This window comes from Streptomyces sp. NPDC054975 (assembly GCF_053609105.1).
This window is the reverse complement of record NZ_JBSGWV010000015.1, coordinates 78,127-101,399: the sequence shown is the minus strand read 5'-3', so window position 1 is coordinate 101,399 and position 23,273 is coordinate 78,127. Positions and strand designations below refer to the sequence as shown.

The following is a 23,273-nucleotide window of genomic DNA, read 5'->3' as shown; positions in this document are numbered from 1 at the left end:
GGGCGGAGGATGCGCGGATCGAACGCGCGCGGGGGTGACCCCGACGACGGCTTAGCAAGCCGCTGCCTTACCACTCGGCCAATCCTCCGGGTGGGCGGCCCGCGCGGAGAACCCGCGCGCTCGAAGCGGCCGCCCCGGCGGCGCTAGGGGGCGCCGCCCTGCAGGGAGCTCGACGGACTCGAACTCCGGCTCGAACTGGTGTCGGTCGTCATCGCGCTCCTCCCCGGCCTCATGGCGGGCATCCCCCGCGCAACTACTGTGCGTCCGGGGGTCGTTCCCGCGCCACCGATTTACCCCGCGTCAGCGGCCGGAACGCCAGGCCGATGACGAGCGAGATCGCGTGCCCCAGGTCCGTGTACGTATGGCTCGTGAACAGCGGTACGGCGAAGAAGGCGACCGCTCCCGCAAGGTAGAGCCACCGCCACGGACGCGGGATCCAGTACGTCAGGATCCCCACCGAGGCCGCGAGCCCGTAGCTGACCCCGATGTCGACGACGTGCGCCATGCTGCGCGGCACGTCGTGGTCCTGGATCGCCTCCAGGACGACCTTCTGGCTGATGAGCGTCGCCGCAATGTGTGCCGTCGCCACGACGACGAGCCAGCGCAGCGTGCCGAGCCGGCGCTCGACCGGCGCGTGGAAGAGCTCGAAGAGCACCGCGTACAGGACGAAGGCCGCCGGGTTCTCGATCCAGAACGCGCTGCCGAGCAGCGCCCGGACCGGGTGGTGCGAGAGCTGGTGGAGGTTGCTGCTGTTGCGGTGGAGCAGGGAGTGCTCCAGGCCGTCGGAGGACAGCGCGATGACCAGGCTGGTGAACGCGATGACGAGCAGCCACACATGCGTACCGGGTGACGAACGCACCCACGACCTGATCGGTCGGGACGGTTCGCCACCCGGCGGCTGGGGTTCGGGGGTCGGCACCCGTCAGTGCCTATCACCCTGGGACGGAAGAACCCTCAGAAATTGATCATGTGTCCGGCAAGGCCGTGGATGGCTTCCTTCACGGCCTCGCCCAGGGTCGGGTGGGCGTGGACGTTCCGCGCCACCTCGTGGACCGTGAGGTCCCACTGCTGCGCCAGCGTCAGCTCGGGCAGCAGCTCGGTGACGTCGGGGCCGATCAGGTGGGCGCCGATGATCTCGCCGTACTTCCCGTCACTGATGATCTTGACGAAGCCGGTGGAGTCGCCGAGGCCGTGCGCCTTGCCGTTCGCGGTGAACGGGAACTTGGCGACCTTGACGTCGTACCCCTTCTCCCGAGCCTGCTCCTCGGTCCAGCCGAAGCTGGCGATCTGCGGCTGGCAGTAGGTGGCGCGGGGGATCATCGGGTAGTCGAGTTCCATCGTCTCGGCGTCCCCGATGGTCTCGGCGGCGACGACACCCATGGACTCGGCGGTGTGCGCGAGCATCAGCTTCGCGGTCACGTCACCGATGGCGAAGATGTTCGGCACGTTGGTGCGGCAGTGGCCGTCGACCTCGATGGCGCCGCGCTCGGTGAGCGCCACACCGGTGCTCTCCAGGCCGTAGCCGGAGACGTTCGGGGCGAAGCCGATGGCCTGCAGGACCTTGTCGGCCTCCAGGACCTTCTGCGCGCCGTCCTTGCCGGTGACGGTGACGCGGACCTGCGGGCCGGACTCGTCGATCGTCTCGACGCGGGTCGAGGTGAGGACGTCGATGCCGAGCTTGCGGTACTGCTTGGCCAGCTCCTTGGAGACGTCCGCGTCCTCCAGCGGCGCGATCCGGTCGAGGAACTCGACGATGGTGACCTTCACGCCGTAGTTGTGGAGCACGTACGCGAACTCGATGCCGATCGCGCCGGCGCCCGCGATGATGATCGACTGCGGCACGTCCTCGGCGAGGATCTGCTCCTCGAACGTCACCACGCGCTCGCTGCGGGCGGTGCCCGGCAGCAGACGCGGCGTGGCGCCGGTGGCGATGATGCAGTTGTCGAACGAGATCGTCTGCGAGGTGCCGTCGGCCTTGCTCACCTGCAGGGTGTTCGCGTCGAGGAAGGTGCCACGGCCGTCGAACTCCGTGATCCCGTTCTTCTTCATGAGGAAGTGGACGCCCTTGACCCGGCCGTCGGCGACCGTGCGGCTGCGGCGGAACGCCTCGCCGTAGTCGAAGGAGACCGTGCCGTCGACCTTGATGCCGAAGGTCTTGGCGTCGTGGTTGAAGATGTGGGCGAGTTCGGCGTTGCGCAGCAGCGCCTTGGTGGGGATGCAGCCGACGTTCAGGCAGACACCACCCCAGTACTTCTCTTCGACGACCGCGACCCGCTTGCCCAGCTGGGCGGCGCGGATGGCGGCGACGTAGCCGCCGGGGCCAGCTCCGAGTACGACGACGTCGAAGCGGTCTGACATGACTGACTCCCGAGGGTGGTGAGGGTGTTCGTGTCCCGTACGGGCCCACAGTAGTCCGGCGTCCCTCGGAGTGGCCGGGTAGGCGGGGAGCCTGTGGGCAACTTGTAGGATGACTGGGCAACCGGGCGAATGAAGGGGAGCAGAGCGGTGATGGCTCTGAAAGCTGCGGGACGGACCTCGCTGGTGGACTCGGTCGTCGAGCAGCTGCGGGAGCAGCTCGCGGCGGGCGAGTGGTCGGTGGGCGACCGCATCCCCACCGAGCACGACCTCGCCGAGCAGCTGGGCGTGGGACGCAACACGGTCCGCGAGGCGATCCGGGTCCTGGTCCACGCGGGGCTGCTGGAGTCGCGCCAGGGCAACGGCACCTTCGTCCGGTCGACCGCCGATCCCGCGGCCGTGCTGCGCGGCATGCGCCATGCGGGCGCCCGGGACGTCCTGGAGCTGCGGGTCGCCCTCGAGGCGGAGGCGGCGCGCCTCGCGGCGGTACGGCGGGACACCCACGACCTCCTGCGGCTGCGGGCCGCGCTCACGACCCTGCGCGAGGAGGGCGACCGCGACGCGGACGCGGACCTCGCCTTCCACCTGGCGGTCGTCTCCGCGACGCACAACGCTGCCTTCACCGAGGTGTACCGCTTCTTCTCCACGCAGGTGCACGAGGTGCTCGTGGACGCGCTCGGCGACCGGGAGATGCCGCCGGTCGACATCGACGCGCACGAGGCCCTCGTCGCGGCGATCGAGTCGGGCGACGCGGAGGCCGCGGAGGCGGGCGCGCGGGAGCTGCTGCGGGTGCCGATGGAGACGGTGGCCGCGCTGATGGGGGAGCCGCGGTGAGGGCGGGCACGGAGCCCGACAGCCACGCGCGCGTGGAGCCCCGAGCCGGCCACGCACGCGTGGAGACTCTGCCCGCCGCTCCGGGGGCACCTGGCCGCCGGACGGCGCGGCGGCGGGCGTTGTTCGCCCACCCGCTGCTGCTCATGGTCGCGATCGTGCTGGCCTCGCTCAACATGCGGGCGGCCATGGCGAGCGTGGCGCCCCTGGTGGGCGAGATAGCGGCGAACTTCGGCCTGTCGTCGACGGCCAGTTCGCTGGTGACGTCCGTGCCCGTGCTCTTCCTCGGCGCGGGCGCGCTCGTCGCGCCGTGGCTGGGACGGCGCTTCGGCACCGAAGCGGTGCTGCTTGCGGCGCTGGTCCTGCTCGGCGCCGGCATCCTCGTACGGGTCCTGCCGTCGGTGTACGCGCTGTACGGCGGCGGTGTCCTGGTCGGCACGGCGATCGCCCTGCTCAACGTGTTGATGCCGAGCCTGATCAAGCGGGACTTCCCCGACCGGGCCGCGTCGATGACCTCGCTCTACACGGGCGCGATGATCGCGGGCGCCACGCTCGTCGCGGCGGCCTCGGTGCCGCTGGAGGAGGCCTTCGGCGGGAGCTGGGAGGCGTCGCTCGCCTTCTGGTCGCTACTGGCGGCGCTCGCGGCGACGGCCTGGCTGCCGCAGGTGCTGCTCGCCAGGGGTCGTACGGGCCGGGGCCGAACGGGAGTCAGTGACACGGGACAGAGGGTGCGCACCGCCGCCGTGCCGTCGACGCCCGCGACGCGAAGCGTGTGGAGGTCGGCGCTCGCCTGGCAGGTGACCCTCTTCATGGGGCTGCAGTCCCTCTGGACGTACGTCCTGATCGCCTGGATGCCGACGATCTTCACCGACCACGGTATGAGCCGCTCCACGGCGGGCGTGATCTTCGCCTTCAACAACCTGACCCAGGTGGCGGGCGCGTTCGCGGTGCCATTGCTCGCCGGCCGGATGCGGAGCCAACGTCCGCTGGTCGTCCTCGTCACGACACTGGTCGCGGCGGGTTACGCGGGGCTTCTCGCGGCGCCCGTGCAGGGGGCCTGGCTCTGGTCCGCGCTCCTCGGCGTCGGACAGGGCGGTGCGGTCGGCCTGGCGCTCACCCTGATCGTCCTGCGGGCGGGCGACGCGGCGACCGCGTCCCGGCTCTCGGGGATGGCCCAGACCGTCGGCTATCTGCTGGCGGCCGCCGGACCGCTGGCCGCCGGGGCGGTCCACCAGGCGACCGGTTCGTGGACGGTGCCGATCGTCCTGGTGCTGTGCGTCTGCGCGGCGGCCCTGGGGGTGGGCCTCCTCGCGGCCAGGGACCGCAAGGTCTGAGTCAGGGACAACGGTCTGGGGCCGGGACGGCGCGGTCCGGGGCCAGGCGGCAGGGCACAGGTCCCGGGCCGGACGGCAGGGCACAGGTCCCGGGGCCCCTTTCGCGGGGCCACGGGACCGGACCGTCCTACTCCTCGCCCGCCAGCTTCAGCGTCCGCAGCTTCTGGCCCGCGTACCAGGTCGCCAGGACCGTCACGCCGACCAGCAGGGACACCGCCACCGGAAGACCGACGTCCGAGGTGACGAGCCCCTCGCCGCTGACCTTCTGCGCGACCGCGAGCGACCACTGCTGCACGCTGAGCGTCTTCGCCCCGTCGATCAGGGAGCCGAACAGGGTCTCCCAGACCAGCGCGTACACCAGCCCGATGACCACCGCGTGCCGGCTGACGGTGCCGAGCAGGAGGAAGAGCGCGCTGTACGCGATGGAGGCGACCAGCGCCGCGACCGTGTACGCGACCGCCACCTGCTGGCCGTTGCCGTTGAGGATCATGCCGGCGAGGAACGTGGGCACGGCCGAGAAGGCCATGGTCACGGCGATCGCCACGATCAGCTTGGTGAAGATGATCGAGGGCCGCTTCACCGGCTTGGACAGCAGATAGACGATCGAACCGTCGTCGATCTCCGGCCCGATCGCGCCCGTTCCGGCGATGACACCGATCAGCGGCACCATCGTGGCGAGCGCGAAACCGCCGAGGACGTCGGCCGCGATCTGGTCGTCGGCGCCGTTGAACAGCCTTACGGCGGTGGCGATCAGCAGCAGGAGCGCGGGCAGCGCGAAGAGGATCAGCGCCCGCCGGCGGCCGAGGAGGGCCCGGTAGGTGAGCCGGGCGACTGTGGGGTTGTACATCGGTCAGGCTCCTTTCAGGCCGCTACGAGGTACGAGAAGACCGATTCGAGGGACTCGTCCGAGGGCGAGACCGTCAGCAGCCGGATCCCCTGCTCCCGGGCGACCCGGGGCAGCAGTTCCGTGAACCGCCCGAAGTCCACCGCCTGGACGCGCAGGGCGCCTTCGGCGAGGTCGACCTCGATGCCGGCCGTGGACGGGTCGGCGATGAGGGCCGCCGCGAGCGCCCGGTCGTCGCTGGACCGGACGAGATAGCGGTGCGGCCGGTCCGTCATCAGCCGGCGGATCTTGCGGAAGTCGCCCGAGGCGGCGTGCCGTCCGGCGACGATCACCTCGATGTGCGAGGCCAGCTGCTCGACCTCCTCCAGGATGTGCGAGGAGAAGAGCACCGTGCGCCCCGCAGCGCCCATCCGGCGCAGCAGATCCATCAACTGCATGCGCTGGCGCGGGTCCATGCCGTTGAACGGCTCGTCGAGCAGCAGCACGGACGGCTCGTGGACGAGGGCCGAGGCCATCTTCACGCGCTGCCGCATGCCCTTGCTGTACGTGGCGATCTTCCGGTCCTGCGCGTACTCCATCTCGACCGTGGCGAGCGCGTGCTGGGCCTCCTTGGCGCCCAGGCCGTGCAACTCGGCGTTGGCGAGCACGAACTCGCGGCCGGTGAGGAAGTCGTACATCGCTTCCCGCTCCGGTACGACGCCGATCTGCGTGTACACGGATTCGTTCTTCCAGATCGGCCGTCCGTCGAGGGTGACGGTGCCGGTGGAGGGGGCGAGGAAGCCGCCCATCATGTTGATGAGGGTGGACTTTCCGGCGCCGTTGGGGCCGAGGAGTCCGGTGACGCCGGGGCCGATCGTCATCGTGACGTCGTTGACGGCGACGACGTTGCCGAACCACCGAGAGGCGTGGTCGATGTTCAGGGTTGTCACAGCCCGACCTTTCGGTAGCGGCGCATCAGCACTCCGTACGAGCCGACGACGAGCGCGAGGACGACCAGCAGATAGACGACTCCGGCGCCGGCGCCCGGTCCGACTCCTTCCCCTCCGGGGAAGGAGGTGGACGCGCCGAGGAACGCGGTCTGGACTCCGTCGATCAGGGTGATCGGGGAGAAGAGGCCCAGCCACTGGATGACGTCGGCGTTGTCCGTGCTGTAGGCGATGCCCTGGAGGGTGGTGACGGCGCCGTAGGAGATCACCAGGGTGGCGATGACGGCGGCGACGCCGAAGCCGCGGCGCGGGGTGAGCGCGGCCATGACCAGGCCGATGCCGCCGAAGAGCACCGAGAGGAGGGCGACGGAGACGAGCCCCTGGCCGAACTCCTGGGTCTGGTCGGCGAAGTTCATCTTGGCGAGCAGCGATCCGATCCAGAGGATCAGCAGCGGGACGGCGGTCAGGATGAACAGGGCCGAGGCCATCGCGGTGTACTTGGCGAGGACGTAGTCGACGCGCTCGATGGGCCGCGAGAAGTACAGCGGGACCGTCTTGAAGCGCAGGTCCCGGGAGACCGACTGGGGGGCCTGGGAGGCCAGGAAAAGGCCGATGACGGCCTGCATGATGATCGCGTACCGGGTGTAGTCCACCGACAGGTCCGTGCTCTTCACCGTGACCGCCACGGCGACGATGATCAGCGCCGGGACGCACATCACGGTGAAGAGGATCATCGGCAGCACCTTGGACTTGGCGCTGCGGCCGAGGCCGTAGGAGCCGCGCAGGGACTGCGAGAAGAGCGACCGGCGCGCGTAGGCGCGGCCGAAGCGGGGCCCGTCGTAGTTGCGGTACCCGATGTTGTGGATCTGCGTGGTCTCGGGGGCCGGGGTGCTCATCGCGCCGACACCTCCTCCTGCTTCTGCGGCTGCGCGTCGGGCCGGAAGACCTCGGCGATGTGGTGGCGACGCTGTTCCATCCGGACGAGGCCGAGGCCGAGGTCGGCGACGGTGTCGCGCACCAGGTCGAACGTCTCGTCGCCGACGGCCTCCACGAGGAGGATGTGGCCGGCACCGGGCAGACCCTCCTCCTCGCTCGCGTGGAGCGTCACACCCGCCGTCGCGAGGGCCGTGCGGAGCGCCGCCGTGCCGTCGGGGTGGGTGTCGGAGTCGGTGACCTCGACCGCGAGGGTCGTGGTCATCTGCGTGAAGTCACTGGTGGAGCTGGAGCGCAGCAGCGTCCCGCCGTCGATGACGACGACGTGGTCGCAGGTCCGTTCCAGCTCGCCGAGGAGGTGGGAGGTGACGAGGACGGAGATGCCGAAGTCGGTCCAGACCCGGCGGATCAGGCCGAGCATCTCGTCGCGGCCCACCGGGTCGAGGCCGTTGGTCGGCTCGTCGAGGAGGACCAGCTGCGGGTCGTGGACCAGCGCCTGGGCGAGCTTCACCCGCTGCTTCATGCCCGTCGAGTAGCCGCCGATGGGGCGGTACCGCTCCTCGTAGAGGCCGACGTGACGCAGGGTGTCGGCGGTCCGCTCGCGGGCGGCGTCGGCGGGCAGACCGGACATCCGCGCCATGTGGACGACGAATTCGGTGGCCGAGACGTCCGGCGGGAGGCAGTCGTGCTCGGGCATGTAGCCGACGCGCTCGCGGATCTGGGCGCCGGACGTGGAGACGTCGAGACCCAGGACCTCGGCGCGTCCCTCCGTGGCGGGGGAGAGTCCGAGCAGAATCTTGATCATCGTGGACTTGCCGGCTCCGTTGGCACCCACAAGTCCGGTCACACCGGGCCCGATGTCCAGGGAGAGCCGGTCAAGAGCGGTCACCCGGGGGAACCGCTTGCTGAGGCTTTCGGTAGCGATCACAGTCACGCTTCGACGGTAGTGGTGTGCGCCACAGCAGTCGTCAGCCCAACGGCTCGATCCGTATCCGACTCCAGGAGTACAAGCCCGTAGGGGAGCCGAGACCAAAGTCGTTCGGCACCGGCGCCCGCCGGGTTTTCCACAGGGCGCGTGCACACCCCTTGACGCAGCCGCCAAGCATTGTCACATTCATCAGTGTCACGTTACGGGCACGTAGCGCACACGGATGTTCACGGGACGGACGGGTGGCATGACCTCAGCAGTGGCAAGCGAACTGACCGCGGAACTGCGCGGATTCAGAGAAGTGCAGCGCCTGTCGTACGCGTGCGCGGAAGCCGTCGCGGCGCAGCTGCGACCGGGGGTGACCGAGCGCGAGGCCGCGAAGATGCAGCGCGACTGGCTGTACGAGCGGGGTGTACGGGACTGGTTCCACCGCCCCTTCGCCTGGTTCGGCGACCGCACGGCCTTCGTCGACTTCAAGATCCCGCTGCAGTTCTTCCCCACGAACCGGCGACTCGAAGCGGGGATGCCCTTCATCCTCGACATGGCGCCCGTGTACAAGGGCTACACCTCGGACATCGGCTACTCCGGCTGCCTGGGCCTCAACCCGGTCCACGACAAGCTGCTCACCGACCTGCGGGCCCACCGGGAGCTGATCCTCGCCGAGGTCCGCGAGCGCCGCTCGCTGCGCGAGATCTACGAGGACGTGGACCGGCTCATGGTCCGCCAGGGGTACGCGAACCGGCACCGCGCGTATCCCTTCGGCGTGATCGCCCACAAGATCGACAGGGTCAAGGAGCGTCGCTGGTCGCCCACGCTCTTCGGCTTCGGCACGCAGTCGCTCAAGGGCCTGGCGAGCGACGCGATCCACGGCCACCGCGACGGCTGGTCGCCGCTCTGGTCGCCGTACACGTTCTCCGACCATCCGCCCCAGCCAGGGCTGTGGGCGGTCGAGCCGCACCTCGGATTCCGGGGTACGGGCGCGAAGTTCGAGGAGATCCTCGTGGTCACCGACTCGAAGGACCCGGAGCAGAGCGCTTTCTGGCTGGACGACGACCTGCCGCACGTGCGGCGCTGGAACGAAGAGGGGGCGGCATGAGCGCGGGGCTGACGGGGGCGCGGGAGCGCTGGGTCCGGACGGGCGGGATCGAGCTGTGCGTCGCCGAGCTGGGCGACGCCGAGCGGCCGACCGTCCTCCTCGTGCACGGCTACCCGGACTCCAAGGAGGTCTGGTCCGAGGTCGCGCACCGGCTCGCCGAACGGTTCCACGTCGTGCTGTACGACGTCCGGGGCCACGGCAGGTCCACGGCGCCGACCCCGCTGCGGGGCGGGTTCACGCTGGAGAAGCTGACGGACGACTTCCTGGCCGTCGCCGACGCGGTGAGCCCCGACCGACCGGTGCACCTGGTCGGCCACGACTGGGGCTCGGTGCAGTCCTGGGAGTTCGTGACCGTCCCGCGCACCGAGGGCCGCATCGCCTCCTTCACCTCGATGTCCGGCCCCTCCCTGGACCACTTCGGGCACTGGATCAAGCAGCGCATGGCCAGGCCCACCCCGCGCAGGGTCGGCCAGCTCCTCGGCCAGGGCGCCAAGTCCTGGTACGTGTACATGCTGCATACGCCCGTCCTGCCCGAGCTCGCCTGGCGTGGCCCACTCGGCAAGCGGTGGCCGAAGCTCCTGGAGCGGGTCGAGAGGGTCCCGGCCGGGGACTATCCGACGCCCTCGCTGCCCAACGACGCGGCGCACGGAGCCTGGCTCTACCGGGACAACGTCCGCCCGCGGCTGAGCAGGCCGCGCGCCGACGCGTACGCCCACGCGCCCGTGCAGCTGATCACGCCCACCGGCGACGCGTTCCTCTCCGAGCGGCTCTACGACGACCTCGACACCTGGGTTCCCGAGCTGACCCGGCGCTCCCTGCCGGCCAAGCACTGGGTCCCGCGCACCCGGCCCGATCAACTGGCCGCGTGGATCACCGACTTCGTCCGGGCGAACGAGGACCCGGCGACCAAGGCCCCGGTCACGGCCGCGAGGAGCACGGCCGACCCCGGGTACGCCGAGCGGTTCGGCGGCCAACTGGTCCTGGTCACGGGAGCGGCCAGCGGCATCGGCCGGGCCACCGTCTTCGCCTTCGCCGAGGCCGGCGCGCGGATCGTCGCGGTCGACCGGGACGGCGAGGGCGCGGCGCGGACGGCCGAGATGGCCCGGCTGATCGGCGCCCCCAAGGCCTGGGGGGAGACCGTCGACGTCAGCGACGAGCAGGCCATGGAGAAGCTCGCGGCGAAGGTCGCGAGCGAGTACGGCGTCGTCGACGTCCTGGTCAACAACGCGGGTATCGGCCTCTCGGGCTCGTTCTTCGCGACGACAAGCGAGGAGTGGAAGAAGGTCCTCGACGTCAATCTCTGGGGCGTCATCCACGGCTGCCGGATCTTCGGCGGGCAGATGGCCGAGCGCGGCCAGGGCGGCCACATCGTCAACACCGCTTCCGCCGCGGCCTTCCAGCCCTCCCGCGCCCTGCCCGCGTACAGCACGTCCAAGGCGGCCGTGCTGATGCTGAGCGAGTGCCTGCGCGCCGAGCTGGCGGGCCAGGGCATCGGCGTCTCGGCGATCTGCCCCGGGATCGTGAACACCAACATCACGGCGACGGCCCGGTTCGCCGGAGCCGGCGAGGAGGAGCAGAGTCGCCGCCAGAAGAAGGCCTCCCGGCTGTACGGGCTGCGCAACTACCCGCCGGAGAAGGTCGCGGACGCGATCCTGCGCGCCGTGGTGCGCAACGAGGCCGTCGTCCCCGTCACCCCCGAGGCCCGGGGCGCCCACGTCCTGTCCCGCTTCGCGCCCAGGGCCCTGCGCGCGATAGCCCGGCTCGAGCCGCCCGCCTGAGGGTCGTACGCGCGGCGTGAGGGACCGTACGATCCCTGGCGGGCGGGGGCGCGGCGCGGGACCGCGATCGGGCAGCAGGAGCGAGCGGGTGGGAGTGGGTGTGGCGGAGCAGACGGCACAGGGGGCGCCTTCGGCGCAGGCCTCCCCCGTGGAGTACCGGATCGAGGACCTCGCCCACCACAGCGGTGCCACGGTCCGGACGATCCGCGCCTACCAGGACCGCGGCCTGCTCCCGCGCCCCGAGCGCCGGGGCAGGTCCAACGTCTACGGGGACACGCATCTGGCCCGTCTCCGGCAGATCGCCGACCTGCTCGACCGCGGCTACACCCTGGCCTCGATCAAGGAGCTGCTGGAGGCCTGGGACGCGGGACGCGGCCTCGGTGGCGTCCTGGGTCTGGTCGCCGAGGTCGACGGACCCTGGACGGACGAGGAGGCCGACCGGATCTCCCGCGCCGAGCTGGACGCCACGTTCGGAGGCAAGCCCGACGAGGAGGCGATCAGGGAGGCGATCGAACTCGGCGTCCTGGAGCGGATCCCGGACCGGGACGACGAGTTCCTGGTCCCCAGCCCTCAGGAGCTCGCCGTGGCAGCGGAGTTGTACGAGGCAGGGGTTCCGCTGACCGCGATCTCCGGGCACCTGAGGGAACTTCGCGTCCAGGTCGAGCACATCGCTTCGCGCTTCCTGGAGTTCACGACCGAGCACGTCTTCGCGCGCTACCTGGAGCACCGCCCTCCGACGGACGCCGATGCCTCCGAGGCGGCGGCGATGGTCCGTCGGCTGCGGCCGCTCGCCCAGCAGACCGTGGACGCCGAACTCGCGCGTGCCATGCGCCTGTTCGCCACCCGGCACCTCCAGCACCACCTGTCCTCGGAGCCCCCGCCCCCTCGGGGGGACGAGCCTCGCCCGGTGGCGCTGCCGTCCGGCACGATTCAAGCCGTGCAGCGGCTGGTTGGCGCGGAGAACGTGGCGGCGTTCGTCACCGCCGCCACCGAACGGGAGGTACAGACACGGACATTGGATTCACTCACGTCAAATCCCTCTGAAGCAAGCGAAATAGGCCAAGTGCCCCGATAGCACATGCACGTTGTCCACAGAATCGCCAATTCCCCTGTGGATAACTCAAGTTGGTTGTGGATCAAACATCCGAACCGAAATCATTGGTCGTCGGATCCGCGCTCCGTCATGCTGGCGCCATGAACCGACCTATGGACGAGAGACGCACCGTGAAGGTGTCCAAGTACCTCTCGAAACACCTGCGCCATCAACCCGAGCGGATCGGCCTGGTTCTCGACCCGAACGGCTGGACCGAGATCGACGCCCTGCTGCGCGCGTCCGCCGAGCACGGCTTCCCGATCACCCGCGCCGAGCTGGACCACGTCGTCGCCTCCAACGACAAGAAACGCTTCGCGATCGAGGGCACCCGGATCCGCGCCAGCCAGGGCCACACCATCAAGGTCGACCTCGACCTGCCGCCCGCGGAGCCGCCCGCGTACCTCTACCACGGTACGGTCGCCGCCCGGCTGGACGCCATCCGGGCCGAGGGCCTGCGCCCCATGGCCCGCCACCACGTCCACCTCTCCCCCGACCGGGAGACCGCGACCCGGGTCGGCGCCCGCAGAGGCCGCCCCGTGGTCCTCAGCGTGGACGCCGGCGCGATGCACCGGGCCGGCCACGTCTTCCACGTCAGCGCCAACGGCGTCTGGCTGACCGACGCCGTCCCCCCGGAGTTCCTCCGGTTCCCCGGCTGACCCGGCCCGGAACCGCACACCCTCGGGCATGATCGTTGCCATGGTCCATCCACACCTGCCCACCACCGAATCGGCTGTCACCGCCCTGCGCGAGATCGCCCGCGAGTTCAACCTGGAGATGGCCGTCACCGACGACATCGGTGCCGACCAGACCTCCCGCCGAACCTCCTCCGGAGCCTTCACCGTCCTCGACGCGGACGGCTCCCTCCCGCACGAGGCCTTCGTCGAGCTCGGCGGCTCCCCGGCCGTCACCGTCCAGCTCTTCCCCGAGGACGACGCGAAGATCATCGTCGACGGCGTGGAGTTCGACGACGTCCCCCGTGACTCCGTCCCCGCCTTCGTACGCTCCGTCCACGGCGGGCTCGCGTACGTGAAGGGCAGGTTCTTCCCGCCCGGCTGGTGGCTGGTCGTGCCCCTGCCCGGCGACGAGACGTACAAGGAACTCGTCCTGGACGACACCCTCACCCCCTGGCTGAGCCGGAAGGTCCGCTGACAGCCGGCGGGCAGGCAGCAGCGCCCGGCCTTTCACCGCCTGCACGGCGCCCCGGCCCCGCCGTAGGCTCGTGGGCATGACCCTGCGCCTGAGCACCGTGATCCTTCCCGTCCACCGCTGGCACGACGGCGGCCGCGAGCGCTGGCAGCGCGCCGAGGCGCTCGGCTTCCACGCCGGCTACACCTACGACCACCTGTCCTGGCGGACCTTCCGCGACGGCCCGTGGTTCGGTGCCCTGCCCACGCTCACCGCCGCCGCGACGGCCACCGAGCGGCTCCGCCTCGGCACCCTGGTCACCTCGCCCAACTTCCGCCACCCGGTGACGCTCGCCAAGGAGCTCATCTCTCTCGACGACATCTCGGACGGGCGGGTGACGCTCGGTATCGGGGCCGGCGGCGACGGCTTCGACGCGGCCGTGCTCGGCCGGCAGCCCTGGACACCGAAGGAGCGGGCCGACCACTTCGGCGAGTTCCTGCCCCTGCTCGACCGGCTGCTCACCGAGGACGCCGTCACCGAGCAGGGCTCGTACTACTCCGCCCACGAGGCCCGCAACATCCCCGGCTGCGTCCAGCGCCCGCGCCTGCCCTTCGCCGTCGCCGCGACCGGGCCGCGCGGTCTGAAGCTCGCCGCACAGTACGGCCAGGCCTGGGTGACGACGGGTGACCCGAAGCTGTTCGCGGAGGGCACGCCCGAGCAGTCCGTGGCGGCCATCCGCGGCCAGGCCGAGAAGCTCGGCAAGGCGTGCGCGGAGCTCGGCCGGGACGTGGCCGAGCTGGACAAGATCCTGCTGACCGGCTTCACGCCGGACCGAGGACGGCCGCTGGAGTCCCTGGACGCCTTCGTCGACTTCGCCGGACGCCACCAGGAGCTCGGCTTCACCGAGATCGTGATCCACTGGCCGATCCCCGACTCGGACTTCGCCGCCGACCAGCGCGTCTTCGAGCAGATCGCCACGGAGGCACCCGCCCAGCTCGCGTGAGACGGGCGCGCGTGACCCGAAACTGGCTCACGCGACCCGAAACTGGCTCACGCATCGCACATCTGAGAGGGGCAGGGGCGGCCCTCTCAGATGTGCGCCCCCTCGCACGCCCGTGCAGGAAGTGCGGAAGAATGGTGCGGTGACCTCACCCCACTCCGCGCGCCCCGCCGCCCCGGCCCCCCGACTGATCGCCACCGACCTCGACGGCACTCTGCTGCGCGACGACAAGTCCGTGTCGGAGCGCACGATCGCCGCGCTCGCCGCCGCCGAGCGGGCCGGCATCGAGGTCTTCTTCGTCACGGGGCGCCCGGCCCGCTGGATGGACGTCGTCAGCGACCACGTCCACGGCCACGGCCTCGCGATCTGCGCCAACGGCGCCGCGGTCGTGGATCTGCACTCCGGAGGCACGTTCCTGGAGGTACGCCCGCTGGCGCGGGACGTGGCCCTCGACGTCGTGTCGACGCTGCGCGCCGCCGCCCCCGGCACCTCCTTCGCGGTCGAGCTGACCACCGGCATCCATTACGAACCGCTCTACCCGCCGTTCTTCCTCGACCCGGGCGCCACCGTCGCGTCCGCCGAGAAGCTGCTCTTCGAGGAGGAGCCGGGCGCCGCCGCGCCGGTCCTCAAGCTGCTCGCCCAGCACCCGGCGCTCGACCCCGACGAGTTCCTCGCCACGGCCAGGGCGGCCGCGGGCGGTCTCGCCTCGTTCACCCGGTCCAGCCCGACCGCCCTCCTGGAGATCAGCGGCTTCGGTGTCTCCAAGGCCTCCACCCTGGCCCTCTGCTGCGCCGAGCGCGGCATCTCCGCCGAGGAGGTCGTGGCCTTCGGGGACATGCCCAACGACATCGAGATGCTCAGCTGGGCGGGCCGTTCGTACGCGATGGGCAACGCCCACCCGGACGTGGTCGCCGCCGCCTCCGGCCGTACGGTCGCCAACAACGACGACGGCGTGGCGGTCGTCATCGAGCGGATCATCGCGGGCACGCTCGACGACTGACCGTCGCTCCGTCCAGGACGGCCCGGGTCGGCGGGCGCTACAACGGCGCCTGCCACACCACCGTCGTACCGCCACCGTCCTCGCCGATGCCCGGGCCGCACCAGCTCGACCCGCCGAGCGACTCCGCGCGCCGCGCCAGGTTGCGCAGCCCGCTGCGCCGCCCGCCCTCCGGGATGCCGACTCCGTCGTCCGCGACCGAGAGCCGGACGCCCGCGGAGCCGTCAGGGAGTTCGACGCCCGCGTCGACCGCGACCTCGATGCGGGTGGCGTGCGCGTGCCGGAAGGCGTTGGACAGAGCCTCGCGGAGGGCCGCGACGAGGTTCTTGCCGGTCAGTTCGCCGACCGTCGCATCGATCGCCCCGAGGAAACGGTGCGCGGGCTTGAAGCCGAGCGGCACGGCAGCCATGTTGATCTCCCGCAGCACGCGCGTGCGCAGCCCGGACGGGGCCTCGGCGGGTCCCTGCTGAAGGGCGAAGATCGCGGTACGGATCTCCTGGATGGTCACGTCGAGTTCGTCGACCGCCTTGCCGACGCCCTCGCGCACCGCGGGCACGACCGACTTCCGCTGGGCGCTCTCCAGCATCATCCCGGTGGCGAAGAGCCGCTGGATGACCAGGTCATGCAGGTCACGGGCGATGCGGTCACGGTCCTCGTAGACGGCGAGCCGTTCCCGGTCGCGCTGGGCGTCGGCCATCATCAGGGCGAGCGCCGCCTGCGAGGCGAACTGGGTCGCGAGCGTCCGCTCCGACTCCGTGAACGGCCGGGCGCCACGCGCGCGTGGCGTGGCGAGCGCGCCGAGCACCTTCCCGCCGCTGTGCAGGGGCAGCAGCATGCTGGGGCCGTACGGGGCGGCGAGGCGGCTGATCATGCGCGGGTCGCTGGCGGCGTCGTCCACGAACACGGCGTCGCCGTCCAGGAGCCGGTCCACCACGGCGCTCTCCGGTGGAATCACCACGCCCAGCGACTTGGTCGGCCGCTCGGAGGAGACGGCGACGATCTCCAGGCCGCCGTCCTCGGCCGGCAGGAGGACGATTCCTGCGGCCGCGTCGGCAAGCCTGCGGGCCTGTTCGGCCACGACCGTCAGGGCGTCGTCCGCGTCGCCGCCGGAGAGCAGGGCGGTGGTGACGGCCACGGAGCCGTCGATCCAGCGCTCGCGCTGCCGGGCGGCCTCGTAGAGCCGGGCGTTGCCGATGGCGATGCCCGCCTCGGTCGCGAGGACCCGGACCATGTGGACGTCGTAGTCGTTGAAGTCACCGCCGTCGATCTTCTCCGCGAGGTAGAGGTTTCCAAAGATCTCGCCCTGGACCCGGATCGGGACTCCGAGGAAGGTCCGCATCGGAGGGTGTCCGGGCGGGAATCCGGCGGAGCGGGGGTCGGTGGACAGATCGGCGAGCCGGATCGTCCGGGGGTCGCGGATCAGCGCCCCGAGCAGCCCCGCGTGCCCGTCGGGACGTCGCCCGATCCGGCGGGCGACCTCGGCGTCGACGCCGTAGGTGACGAAGTCGGAGAGGCCTCTGCCCTCCTCGTCGACGACTCCGATCGCCGCGTAGCGGGAGCCGGCGAGTTCGGCCGCCGTCTCGCAGATGCGGTCGAGCGTGGAGTGCAGTTCGAGCCCGGTACCGACCGAGCGCATCGCCTCCAGGAGCTGTGGAACCCGCGCGGTGAGCTCCGTGGACAGACCCTGGAGGCTGCGGGTGGCCTGGGTGGCGGCTTCCAGGGGGTCCGGGAGATCGGGCACGGCGGCGGTCATGAGCTTGAGCCTAGTAAGTCCGATTTGGCGAGAAAAGTCGGGCACTCCCACGCCGGCCCGTCACCTGCCTCGGGGCCGGTCCCGGGGCCCTCCCCTCGCGTGGCCCGGAGTCCGCCGAGGCCTCCCACCAGGCCTTACGGAGCGAGCAGGAGATCCGTCTCCCGCTCCTGCTCCAGCATCCGCCGCAGCGGCCCCTCGGCCCGCGCCAGCTCCGCGTACGGTCCGCGCTGCACCGTGCGGCCCTCGTCCAGGACCACCACCTCGTCGACCGCGTCGAGGCCGTGCAGACGGTGGGTGATGAGGACCGTCGTTCGGCCCTCGGTGGCCCGCAGCAGGTCGTCGGTGAGCGCGTCCGCCGTGGCCAGGTCGAGGTGCTCGGCCGGCTCGTCCAGGACGAGGACGGGGAAGTCGGCGAGGAGCGCGCGGGCGAGCGCCAGGCGCTGCCGCTGGCCGCCCGAGAGCCGCGAGCCGTGTTCGCCGACCAGGGTGTCGAGGCCGTCCGGCAGGCCGTCCACCCAGTCCAGGAGCCGCGCCCGGCCCAGCGCCGCCCGCAGGTCCTCGTCGCTCGCGCCGGTACGGGCCAGGCGGAGGTTCTCGCGGATGGAGCTGTCGAAGATGTGGGCGTCCTGGGCACAGAGCCCGACGAGGCGGCGGACGTCGTCCCCGTCGAGCTCGGCGGCCTCCACACCGCCGATCCGGTACGAACCGGCCTCGGCGTCCAGGAAGCGGAGCAGCACCTGGGCGAGCGTGGTCTTGCCCGACCCGGACGCACCGACGACGGCGACCCGCCGCCCGGCCTCCAAGGTCAGCGCGAAGCCCCTGAGCGCCTCGGCCCGCTGGCCCGCGTGGCGCGCGGAGAGGCCGGTGACCTCCAGTGGGAAGGGGCTCGTCGGCGGTGCGGCGGGCCGCTCGGGCTCGTGCACGGGGACGGGGGAGTCCAGGACCTCGTACACCCGCTCGGCGCTGCGCTTGACCCGCTGGCGGTACTGCACGGCGAGCGGGAGTCCGGTGACGGCCTCGAAGGCGGCGAGCGGGGTCAGGACGACGACGGCGAGCGCCACACCGTCGAGGCGGCCCTCGCGCACCGCCTGGACGCCGACGACCGCGGCCGCGGCGACCGTCAGACCGCAGGCGAGCGCGGAGAGCCCGGCCCCGATCGCGGTCGCGGCGGCCTGCCGGGAGGCGATGGAGGTGAGCGTACGGTCGGCCGCGCGGGCCCGCTCGATGCGGCTCTTCAGCGCTCCGGCGACCGTCAGTTCGGCGCAGCCGCGCAGCAGGTCGACGACCGTGACGGTGAGGGCACCGCGAGCGGGGGCCAGCTGACGCTCGGCCCGCCGGGCGATCGCCCCGCTCAGCAGCGGTACGGCCACGCCGGCGCCGAGGAGGCCGATGGCGAGGACGGCTCCTGCCTCCGGCAGGAGCCAGGTGGTGAACCCCACGGAAGCGGCGCCCACGACAAGAGCCGCACCCGCGGGCAGGAGCCAGCGCAGCCAGTAGTCCTGGAGCGCGTCGACGTCCTGGACCAGCCGGGAGAGCAGGTCACCACGCCGGCTGCGGCGCAGTCCGGCGGGGGCGATACGTTCCAGGCGCCGGTAGACGGCGACCCGCAGCTCCGCGAGCATCCGCAGCACGGCGTCGTGGGAGACGATCCGCTCGGCATACCGGAACACGGCCCGGCCGATGCCGAAAGCCCGCGTCGCGGTGACGGCCATCATCAGATAGAGCACCGGGGGCTGTTCGGAGGCCCGGGAGATGAGCCACCCGGAGACCGCCATGAGCCCCACGGCGGACCCCAACGCCAGACTGGCCAGCAGCAGAGCGAGCCCCATCCGCCCCCGCAGCTCTCCGGCCATGGCGCGCACGCGCCCGAAGAGCGACCGCGCGGCGCGCGCTTCCGCCCCGTCGGCGGCAGCACCTGTGACGGGCGCCCCGGGACCGGCGTACGCTTCCGCGCCGGCCTGCTCGTGCACCACGGACCAGGACTCCACCCCAGCCGTGCCCGGCTGCCGCCGCTCCTGCGGAGCGCTCGCCCGCCCGAGCTCGACCACGCGGTCCGCGACCGCGAGCAGGGCAGGGCGGTGGACGACCAGCAGCACCGTACGGCCGGCCGTGAGTCGGCGGACCGCGTCGACGACGGCGGCCTCCGTCTCGCCGTCCAGCGCCGCCGTGGGCTCGTCCAGGAGCAGCAGCGGCCGGTCGGCCAGGAACGCCCGGGCCAGAGCGAGGCGTTGGCGCTGGCCCGCCGACAGACCCGCGCCGTCCTCGCCGAGCGGCGTGTCCACGCCCTCCGGGAGCGACCCGATGAACCCGTCCGCACCGGCATCCCGCAGGGCCTCCCGTACCGCCTCGTCGGAGGCGTCCGGACGGGCCAGTCGGACGTTCTCGGCGATGGTGCCCGCGAACAGGTACGGTCGCTGCGGCACCCAGGCGATCCGCGACCGCCACTCCTCCACGTCCAGCGAACCGAGCTCCGCGCCCCCGACGCGGACGGAGCCGCCCGCCTCCGGTGTGGCGAACCCCAGCACCACGTCGAGCAGCGTCGACTTGCCGACGCCACTCGGCCCCACCAGCGCGACCGTCTCCCCGGGCTCCACCACCAGGGACGCCCCGTCCAACGAGGCCTCGGACCGGCCCGCGTGGCGTACGGTCACGTTCTCCAGCTCGATACGGGTCGAGGACGGCACCGCGCCCGTACCGTGCTCGGTCGCCGAGGTCTCCAGGACCTCGAAGATCTCCTCGGCTGCGGCCAGCCCTTCCGCCGCCGCGTGGTACTGGGCCCCCACCTGCCGGATCGGCAGATAGGCCTCCGGCGCCAGGACCAGGATGACCAGCCCCGTGTACAGATCGAGTTCACCATGGACCAGCCGCATCCCGATCGTGACCGCAACCAGCGCCACCGAGAGCGTCGAGAGGAGTTCCAGGGCGAAGGAGGAGAGGAAGGCGATGCGCAGCGTCTTCATCGTCGCCCGCCGGTACTCCGACGTGATGGCGCGGATCGACTCCGCCTGCGCCTTGGCGCGGCCGAAGACCTTGAGCGTCGGAAGCCCGGCCACCACGTCGAGGAAGTGGCCCGACAGCCGTGACAGCAGTTTCCACTGCCGGTCCATCCGGGCCTGGGTGTACCAGCCGATGAGGATCATGAAGACGGGGATGAGCGGCAGGGTCACGACGATGATCGCCGCCGAGATCCAGTCCTCGGTGACGATCCTGGCCAGGACCGCCACCGGCACGACCACCGCGAGCCCCAGCTGCGGGAGATAGCGCGAGAAGTAGTCGTCGAGCGCGTCGACCCCGCGTGTCGCGAGGGCCGCGAGCGAACCGGCCTTCTGACCGCTGAGCCATCCCGGCCCCAGCGTGGCCGCGCGGGCCAGCAGCCGGCCCCGCAGTTCGGACTTGACCGCCGCGCTGGCCCGATGGGCGGCCAGCTCGGTCAGCCAGGAGACCAGCCCCCGCCCCGCCGCCACTCCGGCGAGCAGCAGCAGGGGCGTGGCCAGGTCGGAAACCGACAGGCCCTTCTGGAAGGCGCCCACCACGACCTCGGCGATGAACATCGCCTGGGCGACGACCAGCGCCGCCCCTGCCAGGCCGAGCACCACGACCGCTCCGAGGAAGAAGCGGGTGGCACTGGCGTACCGGAGCAGACGGGGATCGATCGGTTTCACGTGAAACATCCCCCACTAGTGAGTGGCGTCGGGAGCGATGTGCTGCGTGCCGATCCGCTTGCGGAACACCCAGTACGTCCAGCCCTGGTAGAGCAGCACCAGCGGAGTGGCGATCGCGGCGCACCAGGTCATGATCTTCAGGGTGTACGGGCTCGACGACGCGTTCGTCACGGTAAGACTCCACTCGGGGTTGAGCGAAGACGGCATGACGTTCGGGAAGAGGGTGAAGAAGAGCATCGCCACCGCTGCGGCGATCGTGATGCCCGAGAGCGCGAACGACCAGCCCTCACGCCCCACCTTGATCGCCGCGATGGCACCGACCAGCGCCACCACCGCGACAAGCATGGCGCCCAGGCTCCAGCCGTCGCCCTTGTCCATCTGGGTCCAGGTCAGGAAGCCCAGCGCGAGGACGGCCGTGGCGAGACCCAGCTTCAGCGCGAGCGCCCGCGCCCGGACCCGGATGTCCCCCGCCGTCTTGAGCGCGGCGAAGACCGTGCCGTGGAAGGTGAAGAGGGCGAGGGTGACCAGGCCGCCGAGGATCGCGTAGGGGTTGAGCAGGTCCCCGAGGGAGCCGACGTACTCCATCTCCTTGTCGATCTTCACACCCCGCACGATGTTGCCGAAGGCGACGCCCCACAGCACGGCGGGGATCAGGGAGGTCCAGAAGATGGCCTCCTCCCAGTTGCGCTGCCAGTTCTCCTCGGGCCGCTTCGCCCGGTACTCGAAGGCGACACCACGGATGATCAGACAGACCAGGATGATCAGCAGCGGCAGGTAGAAGCCGGAGAAGAGCGTCGCGTACCACTCCGGGAAGGCGGCGAAGGTCGCGCCGCCGGCGGTCAGCAGCCACACCTCGTTGCCGTCCCAGACGGGTCCGATGGTGTTGATCAGGACCCGCTTCTCGGCGCGGCCACGCGCGAGCAGCTTGGTCAGGACGCCGATCCCGAAGTCGAACCCCTCCAGGAAGAAGTAGCCGATCCAGAGGACGGCGATGAGTACGAACCAGATGTTGTGGAGTTCCATGCCTCGATCTCCTGAGCCTCAGTACGAGAAGGCCATGGGCCGGTCGGGGTCACGGTCGTCCCCGCCGATCTTGGTGGGCGGGTTGAGGTCCGCCTCGGTGAGCTCGGGCGGTCCGGCCTTGATGTACTTCACCAGCAGCTTGACCTCGATCACCGCGAGGACCGCGTAGAGCAGGGTGAAGACGATCATGGAGGTGAGGACCTCGCCCTGCGAGACGCCGGGGGAGACCGCGTCCCTGGTGCGCAGCACGCCGTAGACGACCCAGGGCTGCCGGCCCATCTCGGTGAAGATCCAGCCCCACGAGTTGGCGATGAGCGGGAAGGCCATCGTCCAGAGGGCGATGATCCAGTACCACTTGGTGAAGCGGGGGCTGAGCGCCTTCCGCTTGAACAGGACGAGATTCGGCACCTCGTCGTCACCGGTCCGCATCCCCGGCGACAGCATGAACTTCTTACGGGTCAGCCAGAGGCCGATCATGCCGATGGTCAGCGAGGCCATGCCGAAGCCGATCATCCAGCGGAAGCCCCAGTACGCCACCGGGATGTTGGGCCGGTAGTCACCGGGTCCGAACTTCTCCTGCTCGGCCTTGTTGATGTCGTTGATGCCCGGGACGTACGAGCTGAAGTCGTCGTTCGCGAGGAAGGACAGCAGTCCCGGGATCTCTATGGCCACCTTGTTGTGGCCCTTGTCGACATCGCCGTACGCGAAGATCGAGAACGGCGCGGGCGCTTCGCCGTCCCAGAGCGCCTCGGCGGCGGCCATCTTCATCGGCTGCTGCTTGAACATGACCTTGCCGAGCAGGTCGCCGCTGATGGCCGTGCCGAGTCCGGCGATGATCAGGGTGATCAGGCCGAGCCGCAGCGAGGTCCGCATGACCGGGACGTGCTTCTTGCGGGCGAGGTGGAAGGCGGAGATGCCCACCATGAAGGCACCACCGACCAGGAACGCGGCCGTCATGGTGTGGAAGAAATGGGTGAGCGCGGTGTTCTGCGTCAGCACCAGCCAGAAGTCGGTGAGCTCGGCCCGTCCGCGCTCCGCGTTGATCCGGTAGCCGACCGGGTGCTGCATCCAGGAGTTGGCCGCCAGGATGAAGTACGCGGAGAGGATGGTGCCGATCGACACCATCCACATGCAGGCCAGGTGGATCTTCTTCGGCAGCTTGTCCCAGCCGAAGATCCACAGACCGATGAACGTGGACTCGAAGAAGAACGCGATCAACGCCTCGAAGGCGAGCGGCGCACCGAAGATGTCGCCGACGAAGCGCGAGTAGTCGGACCAGTTCATGCCGAACTGGAACTCCTGCACGATGCCGGTGACGACACCCATCGCGATGTTGATCAGGAAGAGCTTGCCCCAGAACTTGGTCGCCTTGAGGTACTTCTCCTTCTCCGTCCGCACCCAGGCGGTCTGAAGACCGGCGGTGAGGGCGGCGAGGGAGATCGTCAGGGGGACGAAGAGAAAGTGGTAGACGGTGGTGATGCCGAACTGCCATCGCGCCAGAGTCTCTGGCGCCAGAGCTAGGTCCACGTCGTCTTCTCCTTACATCGCCGTGGGGACATCGGCAGTGTGCCCCTGCAATCCCACCTATTCCGGGA

General features: G+C 70.8%; 19 protein-coding genes and 1 tRNA gene. 9 read left to right on the top strand and 11 right to left on the bottom strand.

Going from position 1 to position 23,273, the window contains the following annotated elements:
- Positions 1-3: 3 nt before the first annotated feature.
- The 3 genes from ACWF79_RS16775 to lpdA form a co-directional block, all read right to left on the bottom strand.
- Positions 4-88 (bottom strand) — tRNA-Ser (locus tag ACWF79_RS16775).
- A gap of 165 nt (positions 89-253) precedes the next feature.
- On the bottom strand, positions 254-859 hold the full coding sequence (locus ACWF79_RS16770) for a rhomboid-like protein (RefSeq protein WP_453728843.1): 606 nt from the start codon (positions 857-859) through the stop codon (positions 254-256).
- Between the two features lie 95 nt (positions 860-954).
- On the bottom strand, positions 955-2,358 hold the full coding sequence (gene lpdA / locus ACWF79_RS16765; RefSeq protein ID WP_453728842.1) for a dihydrolipoyl dehydrogenase: 1,404 nt from the start codon (positions 2,356-2,358) through the stop codon (positions 955-957).
- 150 nt (positions 2,359-2,508) lie between these two features.
- Here lpdA and ACWF79_RS16760 point away from each other — a divergent pair, with 150 nt between their 5' ends.
- A complete protein-coding gene (locus ACWF79_RS16760) occupies positions 2,509-3,189 on the top strand; it encodes a FadR/GntR family transcriptional regulator (RefSeq protein WP_453728841.1) in 681 nt (226 codons plus the stop codon).
- Positions 3,190-3,221: 32 nt separating this feature from the next.
- On the top strand, positions 3,222-4,520 hold the full coding sequence (locus ACWF79_RS16755) for a CynX/NimT family MFS transporter (protein ID WP_453728840.1): 1,299 nt from the start codon (positions 3,222-3,224) through the stop codon (positions 4,518-4,520).
- Between the two features lie 127 nt (positions 4,521-4,647).
- Here ACWF79_RS16755 and ACWF79_RS16750 read toward each other — a convergent pair whose 3' ends face one another.
- From ACWF79_RS16750 to ACWF79_RS16735, 4 genes are read right to left on the bottom strand one after another with little or no spacing between them, the layout of a single operon-like run.
- A complete protein-coding gene (locus tag ACWF79_RS16750) occupies positions 4,648-5,367 on the bottom strand; it encodes an ABC transporter permease subunit (RefSeq protein WP_453728839.1) in 720 nt (239 codons plus the stop codon).
- Positions 5,368-5,381: 14 nt separating this feature from the next.
- Entirely contained in the window at positions 5,382-6,293 is a 912-nt protein-coding gene (locus tag ACWF79_RS16745; RefSeq protein ID WP_453728838.1) for an ABC transporter ATP-binding protein, read from the bottom strand.
- Positions 6,290-7,186 carry an ABC transporter permease gene (locus ACWF79_RS16740; RefSeq protein WP_453728837.1) on the bottom strand — a complete coding sequence of 299 codons (897 nt, stop codon included), beginning with the start codon at positions 7,184-7,186 and terminating at the stop codon, positions 6,290-6,292. Before ACWF79_RS16740 ends, ACWF79_RS16745 begins: the two co-directional genes overlap by 4 nt.
- Positions 7,183-8,151 carry an ABC transporter ATP-binding protein gene (locus tag ACWF79_RS16735; RefSeq protein WP_453728874.1) on the bottom strand — a complete coding sequence of 323 codons (969 nt, stop codon included), beginning with the start codon at positions 8,149-8,151 and terminating at the stop codon, positions 7,183-7,185. The genes ACWF79_RS16740 and ACWF79_RS16735 overlap by 4 nt, the downstream gene beginning before the upstream one ends.
- 247 nt (positions 8,152-8,398) lie before the next feature.
- Between ACWF79_RS16735 and ACWF79_RS16730 the strand changes: the two genes are divergently transcribed.
- The 7 genes from ACWF79_RS16730 to ACWF79_RS16700 all read left to right on the top strand — a co-directional run bounded on the left by ACWF79_RS16730 (position 8,399) and on the right by ACWF79_RS16700 (position 15,243).
- On the top strand, positions 8,399-9,247 hold the full coding sequence (locus ACWF79_RS16730; protein WP_453728836.1) for a M24 family metallopeptidase: 849 nt from the start codon (positions 8,399-8,401) through the stop codon (positions 9,245-9,247).
- Complete coding sequence (locus tag ACWF79_RS16725; protein WP_453728835.1) at positions 9,244-11,025, top strand: SDR family oxidoreductase; 1,782 nt, start codon at positions 9,244-9,246, stop codon at positions 11,023-11,025. Before ACWF79_RS16730 ends, ACWF79_RS16725 begins: the two co-directional genes overlap by 4 nt.
- A gap of 100 nt (positions 11,026-11,125) precedes the next feature.
- Positions 11,126-12,100 carry a MerR family transcriptional regulator gene (locus ACWF79_RS16720; RefSeq protein WP_453728834.1) on the top strand — a complete coding sequence of 325 codons (975 nt, stop codon included), beginning with the start codon at positions 11,126-11,128 and terminating at the stop codon, positions 12,098-12,100.
- 131 nt (positions 12,101-12,231) lie between these two features.
- Positions 12,232-12,774, top strand: coding sequence for an RNA 2'-phosphotransferase (locus ACWF79_RS16715; RefSeq protein WP_453728873.1), 543 nt, complete (start codon positions 12,232-12,234; stop codon positions 12,772-12,774).
- A 40-nt stretch (positions 12,775-12,814) separates the two neighbouring features.
- Positions 12,815-13,267 carry a hypothetical protein gene (locus ACWF79_RS16710; protein ID WP_453728833.1) on the top strand — a complete coding sequence of 151 codons (453 nt, stop codon included), beginning with the start codon at positions 12,815-12,817 and terminating at the stop codon, positions 13,265-13,267.
- Between the two features lie 76 nt (positions 13,268-13,343).
- Positions 13,344-14,246, top strand: coding sequence for an LLM class flavin-dependent oxidoreductase (locus ACWF79_RS16705; protein ID WP_453728832.1), 903 nt, complete (start codon positions 13,344-13,346; stop codon positions 14,244-14,246).
- Between the two features lie 139 nt (positions 14,247-14,385).
- A complete protein-coding gene (locus ACWF79_RS16700) occupies positions 14,386-15,243 on the top strand; it encodes a Cof-type HAD-IIB family hydrolase (RefSeq protein WP_453728831.1) in 858 nt (285 codons plus the stop codon).
- Positions 15,244-15,280: 37 nt separating this feature from the next.
- Here the strand turns inward: ACWF79_RS16700 and ACWF79_RS16695 are convergent, their stop codons facing one another.
- The 4 genes from ACWF79_RS16695 to ACWF79_RS16680 all read right to left on the bottom strand — a co-directional run bounded on the left by ACWF79_RS16695 (position 15,281) and on the right by ACWF79_RS16680 (position 23,205).
- Positions 15,281-16,993 (bottom strand): sensor histidine kinase, encoded by a 1,713-nt coding sequence (locus ACWF79_RS16695; protein ID WP_453728830.1) that lies wholly within the window; start codon positions 16,991-16,993, stop codon positions 15,281-15,283.
- A gap of 134 nt (positions 16,994-17,127) precedes the next feature.
- Positions 17,128-20,655: a thiol reductant ABC exporter subunit CydD gene (gene cydD / locus ACWF79_RS16690; protein WP_453728829.1), complete on the bottom strand. Its 3,528-nt coding sequence runs from the start codon at positions 20,653-20,655 to the stop codon at positions 17,128-17,130.
- Positions 20,656-20,670: 15 nt separating this feature from the next.
- Complete coding sequence (gene cydB, locus ACWF79_RS16685; RefSeq protein WP_453728828.1) at positions 20,671-21,678, bottom strand: cytochrome d ubiquinol oxidase subunit II; 1,008 nt, start codon at positions 21,676-21,678, stop codon at positions 20,671-20,673.
- A gap of 18 nt (positions 21,679-21,696) precedes the next feature.
- Positions 21,697-23,205: a cytochrome ubiquinol oxidase subunit I gene (locus tag ACWF79_RS16680; protein WP_453728827.1), complete on the bottom strand. Its 1,509-nt coding sequence runs from the start codon at positions 23,203-23,205 to the stop codon at positions 21,697-21,699.
- Between the last annotated feature and the right edge of the window lie 68 nt (positions 23,206-23,273).